The sequence below is a fragment of the Massilia sp. WG5 genome (assembly GCF_001412595.2).
In the GTDB taxonomy this organism is placed as follows: Bacteria; Pseudomonadota; Gammaproteobacteria; order Burkholderiales; family Burkholderiaceae_D; genus Telluria.
In genome coordinates, this window is the sequence record NZ_CP012640.2 from 2,613,414 (window position 1) to 2,635,381 (window position 21,968).

Annotated in this window: 17 protein-coding genes; 3 read left to right on the plus strand and 14 right to left on the minus strand. The window is 67.5% G+C overall.

Annotation, left to right across the window (positions count from 1 at the left end):
• Position 1 precedes the first annotated feature (1 nt).
• A complete protein-coding gene (locus AM586_RS11560) occupies positions 2-922 on the plus strand; it encodes a M48 family metallopeptidase (protein WP_047821724.1) in 921 nt (306 codons plus the stop codon).
• On the opposite strand, the gene AM586_RS11565 is transcribed toward AM586_RS11560, so the two are convergent.
• The 6 genes from AM586_RS11565 to AM586_RS11590 all read right to left on the minus strand — a co-directional run bounded on the left by AM586_RS11565 (position 919) and on the right by AM586_RS11590 (position 6,898).
• Entirely contained in the window at positions 919-1,479 is a 561-nt protein-coding gene (locus AM586_RS11565) for a YcxB family protein (RefSeq protein WP_047822077.1), read from the minus strand. The two genes, AM586_RS11560 and AM586_RS11565, sit on opposite strands and share 4 nt — an antisense overlap.
• A gap of 46 nt (positions 1,480-1,525) precedes the next feature.
• On the minus strand, positions 1,526-2,800 hold the full coding sequence (gene waaA / locus AM586_RS11570) for a lipid IV(A) 3-deoxy-D-manno-octulosonic acid transferase (RefSeq protein WP_047821722.1): 1,275 nt from the start codon (positions 2,798-2,800) through the stop codon (positions 1,526-1,528).
• Between the two features lie 5 nt (positions 2,801-2,805).
• A complete protein-coding gene (gene waaC / locus AM586_RS11575) occupies positions 2,806-3,780 on the minus strand; it encodes a lipopolysaccharide heptosyltransferase I (protein WP_047821720.1) in 975 nt (324 codons plus the stop codon).
• A complete protein-coding gene (locus AM586_RS11580; protein WP_047821719.1) occupies positions 3,780-5,162 on the minus strand; it encodes a phosphomannomutase/phosphoglucomutase in 1,383 nt (460 codons plus the stop codon). The genes waaC and AM586_RS11580 overlap by 1 nt, the downstream gene beginning before the upstream one ends.
• Before the next feature lie 231 nt (positions 5,163-5,393).
• Complete coding sequence (locus AM586_RS11585) at positions 5,394-5,717, minus strand: H-NS family nucleoid-associated regulatory protein (protein WP_047821717.1); 324 nt, start codon at positions 5,715-5,717, stop codon at positions 5,394-5,396.
• A gap of 86 nt (positions 5,718-5,803) precedes the next feature.
• Positions 5,804-6,898 carry a glycosyltransferase gene (locus AM586_RS11590; protein ID WP_047821715.1) on the minus strand — a complete coding sequence of 365 codons (1,095 nt, stop codon included), beginning with the start codon at positions 6,896-6,898 and terminating at the stop codon, positions 5,804-5,806.
• Positions 6,899-7,125: 227 nt separating this feature from the next.
• Here AM586_RS11590 and AM586_RS11595 point away from each other — a divergent pair, with 227 nt between their 5' ends.
• Complete coding sequence (locus AM586_RS11595) at positions 7,126-7,977, plus strand: symmetrical bis(5'-nucleosyl)-tetraphosphatase (RefSeq protein WP_047822075.1); 852 nt, start codon at positions 7,126-7,128, stop codon at positions 7,975-7,977.
• A 9-nt stretch (positions 7,978-7,986) separates the two neighbouring features.
• Here the strand turns inward: AM586_RS11595 and AM586_RS11600 are convergent, their stop codons facing one another.
• From AM586_RS11600 to AM586_RS11625, 6 genes are read right to left on the minus strand one after another with little or no spacing between them, the layout of a single operon-like run.
• Positions 7,987-8,733 (minus strand): 1-acyl-sn-glycerol-3-phosphate acyltransferase, encoded by a 747-nt coding sequence (locus AM586_RS11600; protein ID WP_047821713.1) that lies wholly within the window; start codon positions 8,731-8,733, stop codon positions 7,987-7,989.
• Positions 8,730-10,010: a dihydroorotase gene (locus tag AM586_RS11605; RefSeq protein ID WP_047822072.1), complete on the minus strand. Its 1,281-nt coding sequence runs from the start codon at positions 10,008-10,010 to the stop codon at positions 8,730-8,732. The genes AM586_RS11600 and AM586_RS11605 overlap by 4 nt, the downstream gene beginning before the upstream one ends.
• A gap of 13 nt (positions 10,011-10,023) precedes the next feature.
• Complete coding sequence (locus AM586_RS11610) at positions 10,024-10,989, minus strand: aspartate carbamoyltransferase catalytic subunit (RefSeq protein WP_047821711.1); 966 nt, start codon at positions 10,987-10,989, stop codon at positions 10,024-10,026.
• Positions 10,982-11,506 carry a bifunctional pyr operon transcriptional regulator/uracil phosphoribosyltransferase PyrR gene (gene pyrR / locus AM586_RS11615; protein WP_047821709.1) on the minus strand — a complete coding sequence of 175 codons (525 nt, stop codon included), beginning with the start codon at positions 11,504-11,506 and terminating at the stop codon, positions 10,982-10,984. The genes AM586_RS11610 and pyrR overlap by 8 nt, the downstream gene beginning before the upstream one ends.
• Positions 11,490-11,885: a Holliday junction resolvase RuvX gene (gene ruvX, locus AM586_RS11620; protein ID WP_047821707.1), complete on the minus strand. Its 396-nt coding sequence runs from the start codon at positions 11,883-11,885 to the stop codon at positions 11,490-11,492. Before ruvX ends, pyrR begins: the two co-directional genes overlap by 17 nt.
• A gap of 18 nt (positions 11,886-11,903) precedes the next feature.
• Positions 11,904-12,518 (minus strand): YqgE/AlgH family protein, encoded by a 615-nt coding sequence (locus AM586_RS11625; protein WP_047822071.1) that lies wholly within the window; start codon positions 12,516-12,518, stop codon positions 11,904-11,906.
• A gap of 220 nt (positions 12,519-12,738) precedes the next feature.
• Here AM586_RS11625 and AM586_RS11630 point away from each other — a divergent pair, with 220 nt between their 5' ends.
• Complete coding sequence (locus tag AM586_RS11630) at positions 12,739-14,178, plus strand: deoxyribodipyrimidine photo-lyase (protein WP_047821705.1); 1,440 nt, start codon at positions 12,739-12,741, stop codon at positions 14,176-14,178.
• Here the strand turns inward: AM586_RS11630 and AM586_RS11635 are convergent.
• The gene (locus AM586_RS11635) at positions 14,175-19,577 is read right to left on the minus strand and encodes an Hpt domain-containing protein (protein WP_047821704.1); all 5,403 of its coding nucleotides are present in this window, start codon (positions 19,575-19,577) and stop codon (positions 14,175-14,177) included. The genes AM586_RS11630 and AM586_RS11635 overlap by 4 nt on opposite strands.
• An 8-nt stretch (positions 19,578-19,585) precedes the next feature.
• Positions 19,586-21,934 carry a methyl-accepting chemotaxis protein gene (locus tag AM586_RS11640; protein ID WP_047821702.1) on the minus strand — a complete coding sequence of 783 codons (2,349 nt, stop codon included), beginning with the start codon at positions 21,932-21,934 and terminating at the stop codon, positions 19,586-19,588.
• Between the last annotated feature and the right edge of the window lie 34 nt (positions 21,935-21,968).

Below are 21,968 nucleotides of genomic sequence, written 5' to 3' on the forward strand. Positions count from 1 at the left end.
CATGACCTCCCATAAGATGGACGCGACACAGCTCGAGCTGTTCGCGCAAGAATTGTTCGCGGCGCTCAAACCCGTCGTCGCGCCGCCGACGCCGACGCCGGCGCCGGCCAGGCCGCCGGCCCCGCTGTTCAAGGCGCCGCCCACGCCAACCCGTAGCCTGCCCGCGCCGCCGGTCGGCCCGAACGACCCGCCGCTGCGGAAGATCCAGCTCGGTTCGCACACCGTCCACTACGCCCTGCGCCGTTCGGCGCGGCGTTCGCACGGCTTCATGATCAGCGACGACGGCCTGCACGTGACCTCGCCGAAGCGCGCGCCGATGGACGATATCGAGCGCGCCATCCGCGCCAAGCAAAGCTGGATCCTGACCAAGCTGTTCGAACGCGCCGAGCGGCGCACGTTGCGCGAGCAGCGCACGCCGGTGGAATGGGTCGACGGCGCGCGCCTGCCCTACCTGGGGGGCGAGATCGTGCTGCGCCTGGAGGAGGCCGCGCGCAGCCACTGCGTGTTCGATGCGGACTCGCGCGAGCTGCGCCTGGGCGTGACGCAGGGGCTGTCGGAGTGGCAGGTCCGCGAACGCGTCAAGCTGTGGTTCCAGGCCGAGGCGAAGCGCACGTTCGGCGAACGCCTGGACCTGTACGCGCCGCGCGTGGGCGTACGCTATCAGGCTTTCGCGCTGTCGTCGGCGGGCACGCGCTGGGGCTCGTGCACGGTCGCCGGCAACATCCGCCTGAACTGGAAGCTGATCCACTACCCGCTGGCGCTGCTGGATTACGTGGTGGTGCACGAACTGGCCCACCTGCGCGAAATGAACCACAGCCCGGCATTCTGGGCCGTGGTCGGCGAAGTCTTCCCAGACTACGACGGCGCCAAGGCGGCGCTCAGGAAGCGGTCGATCGAGATGCCGGTGCTGTTTCCCGATTAAAGGGCGCCGCGCAGCTGCAGTTCACCCGCCGCGCGCGCCGCGGCGATCCCCTTCATCGCATCGACTTCCTTCGCGCTCAGGCAGCGGAAGGGAATCGGCAGCGTGCCGCGCTTGAGCACCATCATGAAGCCATTCGTGTAGGTGCGGATGCGCGCCACATCCTCCCAGCCGATCAGGGTCACGCCGGTGTCGCTGGTGCGCACGATGCCGTGCTGGTCGATGGTGAATTCGTAAGTGCGCCGTCCGCGGCGCAGCAGCGCGAAGTGCACTGCTGCCGCCAGGGTGCTCTTGATGCGCAGGTAGAGGCCCATCGGCCAGCGGATGTGGCGGCGGCGGATCAGGTAGCCGCCATGTTCCCACATGAAGCGGGTGTATTCGGCCAGCGTATAGCGGACCCAGAAATGCAGGCTGTACAGCGCTGCGGGCGGATGCACGATCGGAATCGGGGCCGGCGGCATTGCATCGACTCCCAGATCCGTCATCATTTCAGGCGCGTCCATGAGCGCGGCGTCGCCATCCACGTTGCCGCCCGCTCGCGCACGATTAGACCACAACATGTGCATCCCCTTTCGTTATTCAAGCTAAAGAGAATGGTAACAAAAGCTAACGAATAAATTGTCGCAAGAGTTCAACAGTGCGCACGGTCGCGCCGCGATGGCGGCCGGCGAAGGCCAGCGCCTGTTCGCCCATGCGCGCACGTGCGGCGCCATCGCCCAGCAGCCGGGCCGCCTCGCTCATCAGCGCATCGGCATCGGGCACGCGCAGCGCAGCGCCGGCCTCGACGGCTTCTTCGGTCGCCTGCAGGAAGTTGAAGGTGTGCTGGCCGACCAGCACCGGCTTGCCGACGGCGCAGGCTTCGATCAGGTTCTGGCCGCCCAGCGGCAGCAGGCTGCCGCCGATGAAGGCGCAGTCGCAGGCCGCGTAGTAGGCGAACATCTCGCCCATCGAATCGCCCAGCAGGACCTCGCTGTCCACCTGTTCAGGCAGCGCCGACCTGCGCGCCAGGCCCAGGCCGCGCTCTTCGGCCATGCGCGCAACCTCGTCGAAGCGCTGCGGATGGCGCGGCACCAGCAGGAGCAGCATGCCGGCCGGTTTGTCCGCCAGCGCGCGCCAGGCATCGAGGATCAGCGCTTCTTCGCCCTCGCGGGTCGAGGCGCACAGCAGCACCGGTCGCTGCGCGAAACGCGCGCGCAGCATGGCGCCGGTCTGCAGCGCCGTCTCGGGCGGCACCACGTCGAACTTGATGCTGCCGGTGACGGCCACACGCGGGGCGCCGAGCGAGGCGATGCGGGCCGCGTCCGCCTCGGTCTGGGCCGCCGCCAGCGTGATCCCGCGCGCCGCTTCCATCATCAGTCCGCCAAAGCGCCGGCCACGCCGCAGCGAGCGTTCCGACAGGCGCGCGTTCACCAGCGCCACCGGCACATCGTGGCTGGCGCAGCCGGCAATCAGGTTCGGCCACACCTCGGTCTCCATCAGGATGCAGATCGAGGGCGTGAAATGGCGCAGGAAGCGCCCGACCATGAAGCCGGTATCGTAGGGCAGGAAGGACTGGACCACGCGCTCCCCGTGTTTGCCGAACAACGCCTTGCCGGTGGCGCGGCCGGTCGGCGTCATATGGGTCAGCAGGATCCGGCAGTCCGGCCAGGCGCGCAGCAGGGCCTCGATGAGCGGCTCGGCGGCGCGGGTTTCGCCGACCGATACCGCGTGCACCATGATCGTACGGCGCAGCTGCCGGTCCGGGCCCGGCCTGGGTCCATAGAAGCCCAGCCGTTCGCCCAGGTGGCTGCGGTAGCCCGGTTCCCGGCGCCCGCGCCACCACAGGCGGCCCAGCACCAGCGGCAGCGCCAGCCACCACATGAAGGAGTAGAACAGCCGCATCGGATTTACTCCAGCAGGCGCCTGGCGGCGCCGATGACCTCGTCGCTGGACGGCGGACTGCCGGTATCGCCGAGATTCACGATGCGCGGCGACCAGTTGCCCTCGGTCTTCCAGCGCGGCGAATCGCCGTAGATCTCGACCGTCGGCCGGACAAACGCGGCGGCGATGTGGGTCAGGCCGGTGTCGACGCCGACCGCCAGCGCCGCGTGCCGCGCCAGCTCGACCGCATCCATCATCGACAGCTTCGGCAGCACGGTGGCGTTCGGCAGCGCGGCGGCCAGGCGCTCGGCTTCTTCCTTCTCCTTGGGCGAGCCCCAAGGCAGCAGCACAGGCAGCGGCGCCAGCGCGTGGCCGAGCGCGATCCAGTTCGCGGCCGCCCATTTCTTGGCGTCGCGTGCGGTGCCGTGGAAGAACACGGCATAGTCGCTCGCCGGCATCCAGGCCGGACGCTGCTGCGGATCGGGCGCCGGCAGGCCGAAGTCGGGAGCAGAATCGAGTTGATAACCGAGCGCCTCGGCGGCGACCACGCGGCCGCGTTCCACCGCATGGGTGCGCGGCGCCACCGGGATGCTGCGGCTGTGGAAGATGCGCGAGGCGCCTTCATAGCCCGAATCCTCGGTGCCGTTCGCCATGCCGATTTTCTGGCCGCCCTTGCGCACGCGCGCGGCGGCCATGATCAGGCCGGTCTTGATCAGGCCCTGGGTATCGAACACATAGTCGTATTCTTCGGCGCGCAGGTCGCGGAAGAAGGCGCGGACTTCGGCGCGCACGGCCGCCTGTTTCAGTCCTTTTTTCCAGCGCCGCAGCGCGAAGGGGATCACCTTGCGCACATGCGGGTTCAGGCGCACCAGGCTGACGTAGCCCTCCTCCACCACCCAGTCGATCCGGGCATCGGGATGGTGGCGCAGGATGTCGGCCACCATCGGCAGGTTGTGCAGGACGTCGCCCAGCGACGACACCCGCACCAGCAGGATCTTCATCAGAACGGCAGTTCGGCGTCGGGCTTGGCGGCCAGGATCACGCGGGCGAACTCTTTCTGGATGCGCGCCAAGGCCTCCGGGGTCTCGCCTTCGAAGCGCAGCACCACCACCGGGGTGGTATTCGAACCGCGCGCCAGGCCGAAGCCGTCCGCATATTCGACGCGCAGGCCGTCGATGTCGACCACCCGCTCGGCGCCGGGGAACTTCGCATCCGTGCGCAGTTTTTCGATCAGCGCGAAATTCTCGCCTTCCTGCAGGTGCAGGTGCAGTTCCGGGGTGCTGCTGGCCTTCGGCAGCGCGTTCAGCACGCTCGACGGGTCGCTGCTGCGGGTCAGGATCTCGAGCAGGCGCGCGCCGGTGTACAGGCCGTCGTCGAAGCCGAACCAGCGGTCCTTCCAGAAGATGTGGCCGCTCATCTCGCCGCCCAGCGGGGCGCCGGTTTCCTTCAGCTTGGCCTTCACCAGCGAGTGACCGGTCTTCCACATCAGCGGACGGCCGCCGTGCTGTTCGATCCAGGGGCCGAGGTGGCGCGTGCACTTGACGTCGTACAGGATCTCGGCGCCCGGATTACGCGACAGGACGTCGGCCGCGAACAGCATCATCTGGCGATCCGGGAAGATGATCTGGCCATCCTTGGTTACCACGCCGAGACGGTCGCCGTCGCCGTCGAAAGCCAGGCCAAGTTCGGCGTCGCCGTTTTTCACGGCTTCGATCAGGTCCTGCAGGTTTTCCGGATGCGCCGGATCGGGGTGGTGATTCGGGAAGTGGCCGTCGACTTCGCAGAACAGTTCCGTCACCTCGCAACCCATGGCGCGGTACAACTCGCCGACGAAGGCGCCGGCCACGCCGTTGCCGGCATCGACCGCGATCTTGATCGGACGCGCGATCTTGACGTCGCCGGCGATGCGCTGGATGTAGGCGTCGCGGATGTCGTGGGTGCTGTAGCCGCCCGGGGTGGCGGCCGGCGCGAAGTCGCCGCGCTCGATCGATTGATACAGGGCCTGGATGGCGTCGCCGTAGATCGCTTCGCCGGCCAGCACCATCTTGAAGCCGTTGTAGTCGGGCGGGTTATGGCTGCCGGTGACCATGATGCCGCTGCGCGCGTCCAGCACGTTGGTGCCGAAATACACCATCGGGGTGGCGACCATGCCGAGGTCGATCACGTCCACGCCGGCTTCGCGCAGGCCCTCGGCCAGGCTGGCCGCCAGTTCGGGGCCGGACAGGCGGCCGTCGCGGCCGATCACGACCTTGCGCTCTCCCTTTGCCAATGCCGCCGTGCCGAAGGCCTGGCCGATCTTTTTCGCGATGCCGGCGTCGAGCGTACTACCGAGTACACCGCGGATGTCATATGCCTTGAAGATCGTTTTCGAGAGAGGGACCATTATTTATACCTTGAGGAATTGGCGTGGATCGGCTTGCAATCGCTTGCGAAGCTGACATTGTAATGGCAAGCGCGGGAGCTTGGGAACGAAGCGCTCTTCCGTGCGGAGGGCGGTTCGGCTGGCCTGATGGCCGGAGAAAGGGAGAAGCGGAAAAACGGAATTGCGCGGAGAATGATCGGCGATGCTGCAATCCGCCGCCGCGGATCAGGCGGCGGCGAGCGCGGGAGTATTTTAGACGCGCAGTTTATCCAGCGATTTACCGCCTTCGACCCATTCCTTCACCCATTTCGGCTGGCGGCCGCGGCCGGTCCACTGCTGGGATTCATCGTCGGGATTGCGGAAACGAACGGCGACCGAACCCGATTTGCCGGTGGCCTTGACGCCACGGCCGCCAGCGGCGATCAGGTCTTTCAGGGGAACGCCGACGCTTTGTGCGATCGCCATGATCTGTTCACGCGCTTTTTGCACTTCCTGCTGCTCGCGCTGTTTCATTTCCTGCTTGATCTGCTCTTGCAGGTTGCGCAAATCGCCCAAGGACATATTAGACAGATCCATCATCGTTCCTTTGTAAGTGTTAAGTTGAAACAGATTTCATCGAAATCTCACGAATTGTCGCAATATACACCATCCGCAATAATCCGTTAGTTCTTTTTGTTCCAAATCAGCCAGCGCGGGGACTTGAATCGAACAATACGCGCGTACAACCAAACGTAACTGATAATGAACAACAAACAGAAGAATATCAGGGCTCCGGTATTTCGCCAGAACACGGTGGCCGGGATTACCGCCGTCAGTGAAAACAGCCACAAGTAAGGAGAGGTGCGTGCATTACGTTTCATCAGTGCGCGCGCTTCCTTGCGGCCCACGGTCCATTGCACGATACGCCGGAAAATCAGGCTATGCAGATGAATACCATCCGGCATAGCTGGAGATTTCCCTCGTACAAACATTCGCCTATAGGCAGAAAACAAGGTTTCGAAAGCCGGATAAATCAACAGTAATGCGGCATACCAGGTCGATACGGCGGGATTGCGCATCACCAGCAGCAAGGCCAGTTCGCCCAGCATGAAACCGATGAAGTAGGCGCCGCCGTCGCCGAGGAAAATCAGGCCGACCGGATAATTCCAGATGAGGAAGCCGGCAGTCGCGCCGGCCACCGTCAGGGCCGACACCAGCACGAACATGTCGCCGACCTGCCAGGCCACATAGGCCAGCGATACCAGCATGAAAATGGTGACCACGCTGGCCAGACCATTGAAGCCGTCGATGATATTCACCGCATTCGCGATGCCGGCCACCGCCAGTATCGTCAGCGGCAGCACGACCCACGGCGAGATCAGGTTCCAGCTCATGAACGGCATATCCAGCCGCGCGATTTTCGCATCCAGCACCAGATATCCGAACAGGGCCGCAACCATGGTTAATACCAGGCGCCGCGAGGGCCGCACTTTGCCGGTATAGTCTTCGACGATTCCGCCCGCGAAGGCGATCGACGAACAGACCAGCAGCGCCAGCAGCCAATAACCGAGGGAAGGCTCGCGCCATACCGAAATGCCCGCGCTGATGGCCACCGCCAGGAAAATCGGCAGCCCGCCGATGCGCGCCACGTCGTGCAAATGGACTTTCTGAACGCCGCCGAAATTGTTGTCGAGCGCAGGGCCGTGCAATTTCGAATGCTTGATGACCAGCAGGGTCAACAATGCGGAGGCAACAAAGCTCACGAGGAATGAAAACATTTATTATTCTTCAAATGCAATAGCCGACAAGGCAATCTGCATGCAGGCCGTAGATATATGAAGCGGCCGCCGGTTATTCGATGCACGCTACGGCAAAACGCCATTGTACTGGATTAAGGGCCGCGCCCTTGAAGTCAGCAGTTTACGCGCACACCTCCTGTTCCGATTGAGGAAGTTCGGAATGGTTACATTCATAAATCCTCGAAATACATTAGTATCGCCACATGATGAAAACTTATGTGATTGGCGACCTGCAGGGGTGCGCCCATGAAGCCGGCCTGCTGCTCGAAAGGATTGCCGCCGACGCGCACGCGATGGGCGAAGCGCGCATCCTCTTCGTCGGCGACCTGATCAACCGCGGACCGGCATCGCTGACCGCGCTGCGGCGCATGAAGGCGCTGTCCGAAAGCAGCCAGGGGCGCGTCGAAGCCCTGCTCGGCAACCACGACCTGCATTTACTGGCGGTGGCGGCCGGCGTCCAGAAGCTCAGCCGCTCGGACACCCTGGATGAGATCCTGGCCGCCCCCGACCGCGACGAGCTGGTCGCCTGGCTGCGCCGCCGGCCACTGGCGATGTTCGTCGATGCGCATTTGCTGGTACATGCAGGCGTGCCGCCGCAATGGAGCGCCGAACAGACCATGCTGCTGGCGGCCGAAGTCGAAGCAGTGCTGCGCGGCGACGGCTGGGCCGACTTCCTCGCGCAGATGTATGGCAACGAGCCGGACCGCTGGGACGATTCCCTGACCGGCATCGACAGGCTGCGCTGCATCGTCAACGCCCTCACCCGCATGCGCCTGTGCTGGCCGGACGGCCGCATGGACTTCCTGCACAAGGAAAGCGACAAGGGACCGGAGGGCTCAGGCCTGCTGCCCTGGTTCGACGTGCCGGGCCGCCGCACGGCCGACGTCACGGTGGTGTTCGGGCACTGGTCGGCCCTGGGCCTGGTGCTGCGTCCGAACCTGGTGGGCCTGGACAGCGGCTGCGTGTGGGGTGGGAAGCTGACGGCGGTCTGTCTGGACGACCGGTCGCTGTTGCAGGTGGACTGTCCGGAATACCGCCCGCACAGCGGGAAGAAATAAACGAGGCTTTTACTCTTCGGGCACCGCCACGCCAAGCGCGCCCGCAATCGCATCATGCGCCGCCCTGGCCAGCTCGCGCCGATGCGCGCCATGGGTATCGATCGGTTCCAGGCAGGCCAGCCGTGCAATCACCGGCTCGCCGCCGAGGATGCGCAAGATGCTGTCCACGAAGGTGGTCTCGCCGGTGTAGTCGACCGCCGGGTGCCAGCCGCCGGCGCCGTCGAGATAGGACAGCGCATACGGCTGCACCGGCGCCCCGGCGTCGATCGCCGCTTCGAACAGGTTGGCGTGGAAAGGCAGCAGGCTGCCCTGGCTGGAGGTGGTCCCTTCCGGGAAGAAGGCCACGCGCTGGCGCTGGGCCAGGGCGTCCACCAGGCCCTTGAAGATGTGGCGCAGGTCGCGCCGGCTGCCGCGCGCGATGAACACGGTGCCGGCCTGCGCGACCAGCCAGCCGAGCACCGGCCAGGCGCGGATCTCGGCCTTGGCCACGAAGCGGCAGGGATGCAGGGAATTGATGACGAAGATGTCGAGCCAGGAGACGTGGTTCGACACGATCAGTGCGTGCTGCAGGGGCGCGGCGCCGGCGCCATGTTCGAGGTCCACCCTGCAGATGCGCAGCAGGCGCGCCGACCAGCGCCGCACCAGCCGCTCGCGCAGCCCGACGCCGGCCCAGGGAAAGACCAGCGCGCAGGTCGCCAGGCCTTGCAGCAGGTGCAGGATGAGGCGCGCTAGGCGCGCCGCGAGCCGGACGCTCAACGCTCCCAGGCGAGGTGGCCGGCGACGATGGTCGCCTTCACCTGGCCGGACAGCTCGTAGCCGAGGAAAGGCGTGTGCTTGCCCTGGCTGGCCAGCGCCGACGGCGCCACCTGCCAGCGTGCTTGCGGATCGAACACGACCACGTCGGCATGCGCGCCGACCGACAGCGTGCCCGCCGGCAGGCCCGCCGTGCGGGCCGGATCGCGCGTGACCTTGGCGATCGCATGCGCCAGCGCATCCGCGCCATGCTGCTCTTCCACCCACTTCAGCATCAGCGACAGCAGCAGTTCCAGGCCGGTGGCGCCGGGCGAGGCTTCGCCGAAGGGCAGCAGCTTCTCGTCGTCGTCGACCGGGGTGTGATCCGAGCAGACGGCGTCGATGGTGCCGTCGAGCAGGGCGGCGCGGATCGCTTCGCGGTCGCGCTGGCTGCGCAGCGGCGGCGTCAGGCGCGCGTTCGGGTCGAAGAAGCCGATGTCGGCATCGGTCATGTGCAGGTGGTGCACGCCGACGTCGCAGCTGACCGGCAGGCCTTCCTTCTTGGCGGCGCGGATCAGGTCCAGCGCGGCCGCGGACGAGATGCGGCACAGGTGCACGCGCGCGCCCGATGCGCGCATCAGCTCGAAGATGGTGTGCAGGGCGATGGTCTCGGACATGACCGGCACGCCCGACAGGCCCAGGCGCGACGCCAGCGGGCCGGCATGGGCGACGCCGCCGCGGCCGATGTGCGGATCCTGCGGACGCAGCCAGACCGTGTAGCCGAAGGTCTTCGCATACTGCAGGGCGCGCAGCAGCACGGTGGTGTCCTCGATCGGGTGCTCGGCCTGGGCGAAGCCGATGCAGCCGGACTCGGTCAGCTCGGCCATCTCGGTCAGGGCCTTGCCCTTCAGGCCGACGGTCAGCGCGCCGAGCGGATGGACATTCGCCTGGTTCAGGATGCGCGCGCGATGCCTGAGCATCTCGACCAGGCCCGGCTCGTCGAGCACGGGGTCGGTGTCGGGCGGGCACACCAGCGTGGTCACGCCGCCCTGCACCGCCGCCTGCATCTCCGATTCCAGCGTGGCCTTGTATTCGTAGCCCGGCTCGCGCAGGCGCGCCGAGAGGTCGACCAGGCCGGGCGCCACCACCAGGCCGGCGGCGTCGATGGTGCGCGCGGCGTTGAAGCCTTCCGGCGCGCTGCCGAGGGCGGCGATCTTGCCGTCGGCGATAAAGAGGTCCTGGACGGCGTCGATGCCGTTGGCGGGATCGATCACCCGTCCGTTCTTGATATGTAGATTCATCATGCGTACGAGTTTAGGTGTGGCTACCGGCCAGAATGCTCATCACCGCCATCCGGGTGGCGATACCGAAGGTGACCTGCGGCAGGATCACCGCCTGCGCGCCGTCGGCGACGGCCGAGTCGATCTCGACGCCGCGGTTCATCGGTCCCGGATGCATCACGATCGCGTCCGGCTTGGCCAGCGCCAGCCGTTCCGGCGTCAGGCCGTAGCTCTTGAAGTATTCGCCGGCCGAGGGCAGCAACGCGCCCGACATGCGTTCGTTCTGCAGGCGCAGCATGATGATCACGTCGACGTCCTTCAGGCCCTCTTCCATGCTGGTGAACACGCGCACGCCCATCTGTTCCAGGCCGCCCGGCAGCAGGGTGTGCGGGCCGATCGCGCGCACTTCCGGCACGCCCAGCGTGGTCAGCGCATGGATGTCCGAGCGCGCCACGCGGCTGTGCAAAATATCCCCGACGATCGCCACCCGCAGGTTGGTGAAGTCCTTTTTATAGTGGCGGATGGTGTACATGTCGAGCAGGCCCTGGGTCGGGTGCGCATGGCGCCCGTCGCCGGCATTCACCACGTGCACGTGGTTCTGCTTCGTATCGTTCAGGTGCTTGGCGATCAGGTAGGGGGCGCCCGACTGCGCATGGCGCACCACGAACATGTCGGCATGCATGGCCGCCAGGTTGTCGATGGTGTCGAGCAGGGACTCGCCCTTCGAGGTCGAGGACGCCGCGATGTTCAGGTTGATGACGTCGGCCGACAGGCGCTTCGAGGCGATCTCGAAGGTGGTGCGGGTACGCGTCGAGTTCTCGAAGAACAGGTTGAACACGCTCTTGCCGCGCATGAGCGGCACCTTCTTCACCTCGCGGTCCGAGATGCTGACGAAGCTCGAGGCCGTGTCGAGGATGTGGTTGATGATGGACTTGGGCAGGCCTTCGATGGTCAGAAGGTGCTGCAGCTCGCCGTTCTTGTTGAGTTGCGGGTTATGCATTGTCGTCTTCGATGGAAAGCGAGAGTTGGCCGGCGCTGTCGCGCGACAGGGACAGCGACTGTCCCGGCTGGAGGGTAGCCCGGGCGCCGGTGAAATCGGCGGCGACCGGCAGTTCGCGACCGTCACGCTCGAGCAGCGCCGCCAGCATGATACGCTCGGGACGGCCAAAGTCGAACAGCACGTTGATCGCGGCGCGCACCGTGCGCCCGGTGTACAGCACGTCGTCGACCAGCAGGATGGTGGCGTCGTCGACGTTGAATTCGATGCGGGTCGGCTTCACGTCCGGATGCAGGCCCTTCTTCGCATAGTCGTCGCGGTAGAAGGATACGTCGATGAAGCCCAGGCGGCCCTGCAGGCCGAGGTCGGCGGCGAGGCGCTCGGCCAGCCAGGCGCCGCCGGAATGGATGCCGACGATGGCGGCATCGGGTACGCCGGCAAGCCCGGCGCGGACCTGCTCGAGCAGGGTGCGGTACAAGGCCTCGGCGTCGTAACCCGCGTGATCAGTAGGAGTTGGCATGATCGTCAAAGTATTGTTGCAAAATGATGGCGGCGGCCTTGGCGTCGATGACCTCGCCGCGCTTGGCGGGGATCACGGCGGACGAGTAGCGCTCGTCGACCAGCTCGACAGGGAGATTGAAGCGGCCGTTCAGCTGGTTGGCGAAGCGGCGCGCGCGCAGGGTCATGTCGTGCTCGGCGCCGTCCGGATGGAAGGGCTCGCCGACCACCAGGCGCGCAGGACGCCATTGTTCGATGAGTTCGCCGATGAGCTTGAAGCGGGTCGCGTTGTCGACGGCCTTGATGACGGAAAGCGGCTGTGCCTGCCCGGTCAGCGTGTTGCCCATCGCGATGCCGATGCGCTTCACGCCGAAGTCGAATGCGAAAACGATCTCTACCATTACAGGGACGCGGCCCCTTCACGCATGACCGGCCTCGCTGGCGAGCATGAACGGATCGATGCCCAGCAGTTTGATGGCGGCGTTGTAGCGCTCCTCGATCGGCAGGTCGAACAGCACGTGGGCGTCGGCGCCCACCGTGAGCCAGCCATTGCGGGCGATTTCCTCTTCGAGCTGGCCCGGGCTCCAGCCGGCATAGCCGATCGAGACCAGCATGCGCTGCGGACCGGTGCCGTTGGCGACGGCTTCCAGCACGTCGATCGAGGTGGTGAAGGCGACGTCGTCAGTGACGCTGAGCGAGGAAGAATAGCGGCCGCCCGGCGAATGCAGCACGAAGCCGCGGTCGTCCTGCACCGGGCCGCCGAACATGATGGGCTCGTCGACCACGCTGGGACGCAGGCTGTCGGTCACCTTGAGGTCGATGCGGTCGAACAGCACGTCCATGGTCATGTCGGTCGGTTTGTTGATGACGACGCCGAGCACACCCTTGTCGTTGTGTTCGCAGATATACACCACCGTGCCGCCAAAGATGGGGTCATTCATCGACGGCATGGCGATCAGGAAATGATTTGCCAGGTTCAGCTGGAACTGGACCGAGCTCGAGTGCACCAGACTCGCGGGCGCCTCATGGGGCATCCCGGGCATGGTTAGAGATTTGCCGACCTTACTTTTCTTCATACTCATACTCTCTGTTGGCTCACTCTCTCCGACCGCCGGTGGACCAAACGATAAGCTTGGGCTTTTCGCTAGTTTACACCGTTTTCCTTACGCGGCCATGAAGCCGCGTTGCGCGGGGAGCTGGGTCGAAGAATGGTAGACAGTAAAATTCTGGATTACATTGACTCCGCACACAAAGATGACGTTAAGAAACTCCTTGGTCTGGTTCCGGCGCGATCTTCGCATCGACGACCATGCCGCACTGCACCACGCACTGCGCTCATCCAACCGTGTCGCATGCGTGTTCGTATTCGACACCGACATCCTGGCCGGCCTGCCGCGCGACGACCGCCGCGTGCAGTTCATCCATGCCAGCCTTGGCGAACTCGATGCCCGCCTGCGTGAATGGGGAGCTTACCTGATCGTGCGTCAGGGGCGCGCCGCAGACGAGATCGGGCGCCTGGCAGCCGAACTGGAGGCGGAGTCGGTGTTCGCCAACCACGACTATGAACCGCAGGCCATCGCCCGCGACCGTGAGGTCCAGCAGCGCCTGCGCGCGGCCGGCCGCAGCCTGCAGACCTTCAAGGACCAGGTGATCTTCGAAACGGACGAGGTGCTGACCCAGGCCGGCGGCCCCTTCTCCGTGTTCACGCCCTACAAGAATGCCTGGCTGAAGCGCCTGGCCGCCCATCCGGACGCCCTGCAGGCCTTCGAGACCGCGCCCTGGGCCGGCGCGCTGGCGTCCGCCGCTCCGGGGCCTGCCCTGCCGACGCTGGAACAGCTCGGCTTCGCGCCGAATCCCGCGTCCATCGTCCCGTCCGGCATGTCAGGCGCGCAGGCTTTGCTGGATGCCTTTTTGACACGCATCGACAACTATCATACGGAACGCGATTTTCCTGCTCTCGACAGCACCTCGCGGCTGTCGGTCCACCTGCGCTTCGGCACGCTGTCGATCCGCGCCCTGGTGCGCATGCTGCTCGAACGCAGCGGCGACGGCGCCCGCACCTGGTTGTCCGAGCTGATCTGGCGCGAGTTCTACATGATGATCCTGCAGCGCCATCCGCGCGTGGTCACGCATTCTTTCAAGGCGGCGTTCGACAGGCTGCGCTGGGAAGAAGGAAAAGAGGCCGACGATGCCTTCGCGGCCTGGTGCGAGGGCCGCACCGGCTATCCGCTGGTCGACGCGGCGATGGCGCAGCTGAACCGCACCGGCTTCATGCACAACCGCCTGCGCATGGTGACGGCCAGCTTCCTGACCAAGGACCTCGGCATTTCATGGGTGCGCGGCGAGCGCTATTTCGCAGAGAAGTTGAACGACTACGAGCTGTCGTCGAATAACGGCGGCTGGCAATGGGCGGCATCGACCGGCTGCGACGCCCAGCCCTGGTTCCGCATCTTCAACCCGGTCACGCAATCGAAGCGCTTCGACCCGGACGGCGCCTTCATCCGCCGCTGGCTGCCGGCGCTGGCCGCGCTCGACAAGGCGGCGATCCACGCGCCCTGGCTGGCCAAACCGGTCCTGCTCGAGCGCGCCGGCTTCGTGCTGGGCCGCGATTACCCGGCGCCCATCGTCGACCATGAGCAGGCGCGCGAACGCACCCTGGCCCGCTTCGGCGTACTGAAGGCCGAGGCGGATTAAGAAAGCAGACCGTCGATTGCAGCCAGCAGCACGTCTTCCTGGAAGGGCTTGCCGAAATAGGCGTCCACGCCCAGGCCGATCGCATAGTTGCGGTGCTTGTCGGCCGTGCGCGAGGTGATCATGATGATCGGGATGGCCCGCGTGGCCTCGTTGTCGCGCAGGTTGCGGGTCAGGTCGAAGCCGTCCATGCGCGGCATCTCGATATCGACCAGCATCAGGTCCGGGCGGGTCTCCGGCGCCTGCACCAGCTCCAGGGCCTCGACGCCGTCCTTGGCCTGCAGCACCCGGTAGCCTTCGCGCTCCAGCAGGCGCTGGGTCACGCGGCGCACGGTCAGCGAATCGTCGACCACCATCACGGTGGCGCGGTGCGCCGGCTGGGCCGGCATCGCCGGCTGCGGCGGGCGCTGCGTCTGTTCATGCACCGGCAACAGCAGCGGATTCAGGATCAGCACGATCTCGCCCGAGCCCAGCACGGTGGCGCCGGCGATGCCCGGCATGCGCGCCAGCTGCGGGCCGACATTCTTGACCACGACTTCGCGGTTGCCCAGCACTTCGTCGACCTGCAGCGCCAGGCGGTTGACGCCGGCGCCCAGCACCAGCACAGGCGCGGAACGCTGCGCCGCGACGCCGCCCGGCTCGTCCAGCAGCTCGGGCAGGTAGCGCAGCGGCACCGCCTCGCCCTGCACCTGGATCGCGCCGGCCGCGTGCGCGCCCGACAGCTCGGCCTCGCGCACCTGCAGCACCTGGCCGACCAGGTTGGCCGGCAGCGCATAGGTTTTCTGGCCGCTCCTGACCAGCACGACCTGGTTGACGGCCAGGGTCAGCGGCAGGTGAATGGTAAACGCCGCGCCCTTGCCGGCCTCGCTGGCCACCTCGACGCGGCCGCCCAGCGCGCGCGCCTCGGAACGCACCACGTCCATGCCGACGCCCCGGCCGGCCAGTTCGGTCAGCGCATCGGCGGTCGAGAAGCCCGGTTCGAAGATCAGGTCGGCGACTTCGGGCTCGGAGGCCGACTCGCCGGCGCCCAGCAGGCCGGCCGCCGCGCCTTTCGCGCGGATGCGTTCCAGGTCCAGGCCGGCGCCGTCGTCGGCGAAGCGGATCTGCACCTCGTTGCCCTGCTGGCTGACCTGCACCAGCAGCTCGCCGGTTTCCGGCTTGCCGCTCTCGACGCGGCGCGCGCGCGCTTCGATGCCGTGCACGATGGCGTTGCGCAGCAGGTGTTCGAAGGGCGCCGCCATGCGTTCCAGCACGCTGCGGTCGATCTCGACCGCGCCGCCGCGGATGTCCAGGTTGACGCGCTTGTCGGTTTCCTTGGCGGTCTGGCGCGCGACCCGGAACAGGCGCTCGGACAGGCTGGCGAAGGGCACCATGCGCACCCGCATCAGGTCGCGCTGCAGTTCGCGCGTCAGGCGCGACTGCGCGGCCAGGTCGTCGACGGCGACATCCACCGTGCGGCTCAAGCCCTCGTGGAAGGAAGCGACGTCGTTGACGCTCTCGGCCATCATGCGGGTCAGTTCCTGCAGGCGCGTGAAGCGGTCGAATTCGAGCGGATCGAACTCGCGCTCGCCGGCGATCGACAGGCGCGAGGCGATCTGCGACTCGGCCTGCATCTCGACCTCGCGCAACTGGCGGCGCAGGCGTCCGAGGTTGTCCGAGAAGTCGGCCAGCGCCGACTTCAGCGAGCCGACCTGGGTCTCCAGCTTGGAACGCGTGATCGACACTTCGCCGGCCTGGTTCACCAGGCGGTCGAGGATGTCGGCGCGCACCCGCACCAGCGGCGCGCGCACGTCCTGCTGGCGCCGGTCCTGCTGCGGCGCCTCGGCCGCCGGGGCGTGCGGCGCGGCCGGCATCGCGGCCTGGCCGTCCGGCTGCTGCAGCTGTTCGAACAGCAGCAGCGCCTGGTCGTAGTTGGCCAGCAGCTCGTCGAAGGCGGCCGGGCTGGTGGTGCCGGCGTGCAGCATGTTCTCGATCTGGGTTTCCAGCGCATGCGTGTGCTGGCCCAGGCGCATCGCGCCGGCCATGCGGGCGCTGCCCTTCACCGTGTGCAGGGCGCGCAGCAGGCCGTGCGCGACGGTGTTCTCGGCCGGGTCCTGCTGCCACTGGCGCAGGTCCTTGCCGATCTGCGGCAGCAGGTCGGCCGCCTCTTCCATGAAGACCGGCAGCAGGTCCGGGTCCAGCTCGTCGGTGAAGACGGGCTCGGTGGCCAGCACGGGTTCCGGCGCGGGTTCCAGCGAGGGCTCGGGCTCGGGCTCGGGCGCCGCGACGTCAGGCGCTTCCCGGATCGCCTCGGCGGCCGGCTCCGCGGCGGGTTCCGGCTCGGGCTCCGGTTCCGGCTCCGGTTCCGGCGCCGGCGCCACCGCCTGCTCCAGGCTCGGCGCGTCAAACGGATCGTCGAAATAGCTGTCGAACAGGTCGTCGACGGCGGCCACGGCCGGATCCACCGGCTGCGGCTCGGCCGCGCGCAGGCCGGGCGCGGGCGCGTCCGGCTGCGCCTGCTCGAGGCTCAGCGGCAGCGCGCCGGCCGGCAGCGGCGGGTCGGCCAGGATGCTGTCGTAGGTCGCGGCGAACAAGGCGTCCAGGCGCTGCGCCAGCTCCGCGTCGGCGCCGTCGAACACGCTGTCGGCCTTCTTGCGGCCCAGCTCGTCGCGCAGGGCCTGCAGGCGCGCCAGCAGTTCCGGCTGCGCCGGCGCCAGCTCGCCCAGCGAGAACACCTGGCGCATGATGCGCACCCGCTCCACGGTCTCGTCGAGCAGCTGATGCTGTTCCTCGCCCAGCGGCGGCGTCGCCACCTGCAGCGCCTCCTCCAGCGCGAAGGCAATCTCGCGCAGCGCATGGAAGCCGACCGTGGCCGAGGTGCCGCCCAGCGTATGCGAGGCCTTCAACGCCTGCGCCGACACCCCGCGCAGGGGTTCCTCGCGCCACTGCGCGAAGTCGTTCGCCAGCGCGGCGATCAAGTCCTCGGTCTCGCCCAGGTAGATGTTATACAGCGGCAGCGGGATCTCGAGCCCGCCGATGCGCTTGAGGTTCTCTTCGGCCAGCGGGAAGGCGAGCACATTCGGCGGCAGCGTTTCCTCGCGCGCCGGTTCCGGCGCCGGCGCTGCGGGTTCGGCTTCAACTTCGGCTTCAGCGACAGGCGCGAACGCCCCGCCCTCCTGCACCCTCTCCGCGGCGGCGGCCAGCGCCTCGCCGGTGCGCGCCGGATGCTGTCCCGCGGCCAGTTCGGCCACCCAGGCGGACAGCTCGGCATGCGCATGGTCCAGCAGCGCCAGCAGGTCCGGCGTGGCGGCGCGCGACTCGGCCAGCCACAGGTTCATCGTCTTTTCGATGGCGGCGGCGGCGTGCGCGAACTGCTCCAGGCCGACCATGCGGCCGCTGCCCTTCAGCGTGTGGAAGGAACGGCGCAGGCGGGTCAGGGTTTCCTGGCTGTCCGGGCTGGCGTGCGCGGCCGGCAATGTGGCGGCCACCACCTCCAGCACTTCGTGGGCTTCGGCGATGAAAATCTCCAGCAGCTCGGCTTCGACCGCCGCATCGGCGGCCGCTTCCGGCGCCGCGGCCGGAAGCTCAGCCGCGGGCGGGGCCACGGCATCGGCAGCCGGCATCCCTTGTTCCATCGGCGCTTCGGCAGCCTGCGCCTCGCCAGCCTGCGCATCGAAAGGCAGTTCGCGGAACAGCTGCGCCTCGGCGTCGAAGCGGAAGCGGCTGCGCGCGGTCTCGGGATTCTGCGCCAGCGCGTCGATGAAGAAGCCGAGCGCGCCGACGTTCCTGGCCAGGTTTTCCAGCACCCGGGCACGCGCAGCGTCATCTGCTTCGCCGGCGGCCAGCGCACGCACGCGTTCGCGCACATGCGCGCAGGCGCGCACGGCCTGGTCCTGGTCGAGGATGGCAAGCGCGCCCTGCAGCTGGTGCAGCAGCGGATCGGCCTGTTCCAGCGCCTGCTTGCCTGCCTCATCGTGCGCCGGGTTCGCGTAGTATTCCTCGATCAGCTTCTCGACCTGGCGCAGGCCGGTGCGGATCTCGCCCGCCAGCACGGCCACGGTCTGGCCCTGCTGCAGCTCGCGCGCCAGTTCGCCCTGCCAGACCGGTGTCTCGGGCGGGGTCTCGCCCTGCGCCAGCGCCAGCAGACGCTGGCCGACGGCCTGCGCGTGCTGGCCGAAATCCTCGGGCAGGTGGCGCACCTGGTCGAGTCCGTGCTCGACGAACAGCATGGCCGCCGCCATCTCGACGCTGAAGCGGTCGCTGCCGCCGCCGCTCAAGGCCCGGCGCGCGGCCTCGCCCAGTTCGCGCAGCAGTTGCGCCAGCTGGGGGGCGCCCAGCTTGTCGCTGGCGCCGGCCAGCCTGGCCAGCGAGGCATCGAAACCGGCTTCCAGCACCGGCACGTCCGCACTGGCGATCCGGTCCCAGCCTTCCTTGGTCTGGGCCAGCGCTTCCTTCGCATCCTTCAGCGCTTCGCGGTCGATGCGGCCGTAGCGCCGCTCCAGGTAGTCGCGCGGGACCTGGCCTTCCAGGCCGTAGGCATCGCGCAGCAGGCGCGCATCGTCGGCCGGCACGTCGGCGCCCGGCTCCGCGGCCTGGGCGACGAAGAACAGGGCGTCGCGCAGCATCGCCTCCGGCAGGCTGGTATGACCCTGCACCAAGCGGCGCAGCTGCAGGTTGATCTGGCCGAGCAACTGCTTGAGATAGATGTCGCCGGCCAGCTGGCCGTGCGCGGCCAGGTCGGCGACGGTCTGCATCGCCAGCCAGAAGGCATGCGGGCGCGCCTCGCGCTGGGCCTGCGCGATCGGCGCCAGGGCATTGCGCATTTCAGCGGCGGCGTCCGTGCTGCCGCTCTTCAGGAACGGCAGCAGCGCCTTTTCGAAACGCGCGCGGCAGGCCGCCAGGTCGGGCGCTTCCGCCTCGCCGGCCGGCAGAGGCAGGGCCGCATTTGCATCCAGCACCAGCATCTCGCCGGGATGCACGCGTTCCGCGCCCAGCAGTTCCTGCAATGCGCGGTAATACGGGAACAGGCGCACCGGCTGCTGCCTGGCCTGCCCGGCCAGCAGCTCTTCCAGGTATTCGACCAGCGCCTGGTAGGCCTCGGCCACCACCGCCGCGTTCTCGCTGCTGATCGCCAGCGCGCCGTCCTTGAAACGGTCGAGCGCCTGCTCGGCCGCGCCGGTGAAGCGGTCGACGCCTTCCACGTCCACCATCTGCAGCGCGCCATGGGCCTGGTGCAGATGGGTCTTGGCGTGCAGCAGCAGGGTCGGCTGGGCTTCCACGCTGCGTCCCGCCGCGTCCTGCAGCGCCTTGGCCGAACGCTCGAGGGCGTCGCGGATTTCGCCGATCACCCACGACAGGGGACCGGTATCGAACGGGGCCACGGGCTTGGACGGGATCGGGGGCAAGGACGAAGAGTGGTTCATGGATGGTCTTATGCGGCGGAGACGCGGAAGCGCGACACCGAGTTTTTCAGCTCCTGTGCGAGCATGGCCAGTTCACGGATCGATTGCGCGGTCTGCTGCGTGCCGTCCTGCGCCTGTCCGGTGATCGCCAGGATGTGCTGCATATTGTGCGCCACCCCGTTCGCGGACGTCGCCTGCAAGCCGGTCGCGGTCGAAATCCCCTGGATCAGCTCGGCCAGGCGGTGCGACACCCGCGAGATGTCGGCCAGTGCGGCGCCGGCGGCGTCGGACAGGCGCGCGCCCTCGACCACGCCCTGGGTCGATTTCTCCATCGCCGCCACGGCGTCATGGGTGTCGGTCTGGATGGTGCGCACCAGCGCGCCGATCTGCTTGGCCGCTTCGCCCGAGCGTTCCGCCAGGCGCTGCACTTCCTCGGCCACGACCGAGAAGCCGCGTCCGGCCTCGCCGGCGGAGGCGGCCTGGATCGCCGCGTTCAGCGCCAGCACGTTGGTCTGTTCGGTAATGTCGGAGATCAGCTCGGTGATCTCGCCGATTTCCTGCGAGGATTCGCCCAGGCGCTTGATGCGCTTCGAGGTTTCCTGGATCTGCTCGCGGATCTCGCCCATGCCCTTGATCGCGTTCTGCACCGCGGCCGAGCCTTGCTGGGCTGCGGCCACCGACTGGCGCGCCACCTCGGCCGATTCGTTCGCCGACTGCGACACCCCGGTGATCTCGCCCGCCATCTGCAGCATGGTGGACGAGGTGTCCTGGATCTCGCGGGCCTGCTGGCCGGCCGCGACCAGCAGGTCGCTCGAGATCTTCTGCGCCACGTTCGAAGCCTGCGTCACCTTGCCGGCGGTGTCGATCACGCGCACCACCAGGCCGCGCAGTTCCTCGACCGTGTAGTTGACCGAGTCGGCGATCGCACCGGTGATGTCTTCGGACACGGTGGCGTAGACGGTCAGGTCGCCGTCCGCCACTTCCTGCAGTTCGTTCATCAGGCGCAGGATCGCGGCCTGGTTCTGGTCGTTGGTGGCCTTCGCCTCCTCTTCCTTGGCCTGGGCCAGCAGGCGCATCGCTTCCGCTTCCTGGCGGCGCGCATCGGCGCCGCGGGTGCGGTTGCGCGAATCCTGCAGCATCACGCGCGAGATGCTGCCGGCCATCGCCAGGGTGAAGATCGAGCCCGCCACCAGCAGCCAGAACCAGAGGCCCTTGCTGCCTTCGCCGACGCGGAACTCGCCCTGCAGCGCGGACAGCTGGGCGCGCAAGTCTTCGTTGTCGCGGAAGATGGTCTGCTCGGCGGCCTTGGCGGCGGTCAGGTCGGACAGCTTGTCCAGGAACGAGGCCACGACCTTCTGGCAGATATCGAACTTGGACTGGACTTCCTCCAGCTTCGCGCGCAGGTCCTCCTCGCGCACCGGGGCCAGGCCCAGCTGCGCGTTCCCGTTCAGCAGACCGTCGACGGTGGCGCGGAAGGTGGCGGTATCGCGCCCCATCTGGAACGCGGTTTCCGGGCTGATGCCGCCCGAGGTCAGGAATTCGCTGGCGCTGCGCGACAGGCGCTGGGTCAGCATCATCAGGCGGCCGAGCGCGGCCAGTTCGCGCGCGCTGCCGCCATGGGCCGTGCGCTGGGTCAGGATCTGCTCGGTCAGCGCCAGCATTTCCGGCGACAGGACGTCGAGCTGCTTCAGGCTCTTGTCGAAGCCGACCAGCTCGGGCTTCATCTTGAGGATGCTGGCCGCGGCGGCGTCCGAGACCTTCCACTTGGCGCCGGCCTTGCCCAGCTGGCGCGCGGTGTCGCCGGAGGCGGCCGGGATCTCGTTGCCGTTGAAGCTGCCGCCCTTGGCCAGCAGCTCGAGGTCGCGGCCCAGGGCCAGGCGGCTGTCCTGCAGCTGGGAGAAAGCGTCGGGATTGCCCTGCATCGCATTCGGCGCCGCCTTGCCGACACGCTGCGAGTGCATCAGGGCGTCGCTGGCGATCTGGGTCTGGCTGGATGCCACCGCACCGCTGCCGGCGTTGCGCCACAGCGAGAAGATGGTGACGAGGATGCCGACCGCGAAGGCCACCAGCAGGATGCGCAGCTGGCGCGGCAGCGACAGGTGGCCGATCAGCGGCAGGCGCAAGTCTTCGTCGGCGCCCTGCGCCGCGGCGGCCGCGGCGGCGGCGGCGCGCTTCTTGCGGCCGCCCAGGTTGCCGAGCCGCTGTGCGGCATCGTCGGCGGAGCCGGTCGGCACGGCGGCGCCCGATGCGCCTGCCGGTGCGCTCGCCTCGGGCATCAGGCCGATGCCGAACTGGGTGTCGGGCGAAGCCAGCACGGTGGCGCCGTCGTCCTTGTCCTTGGGGAGAAAATTCATCGAGAGTTTAGATGCGAATCCCATTCCAGCTCCAGTCCGAACCTGTTGTCGTTATTGA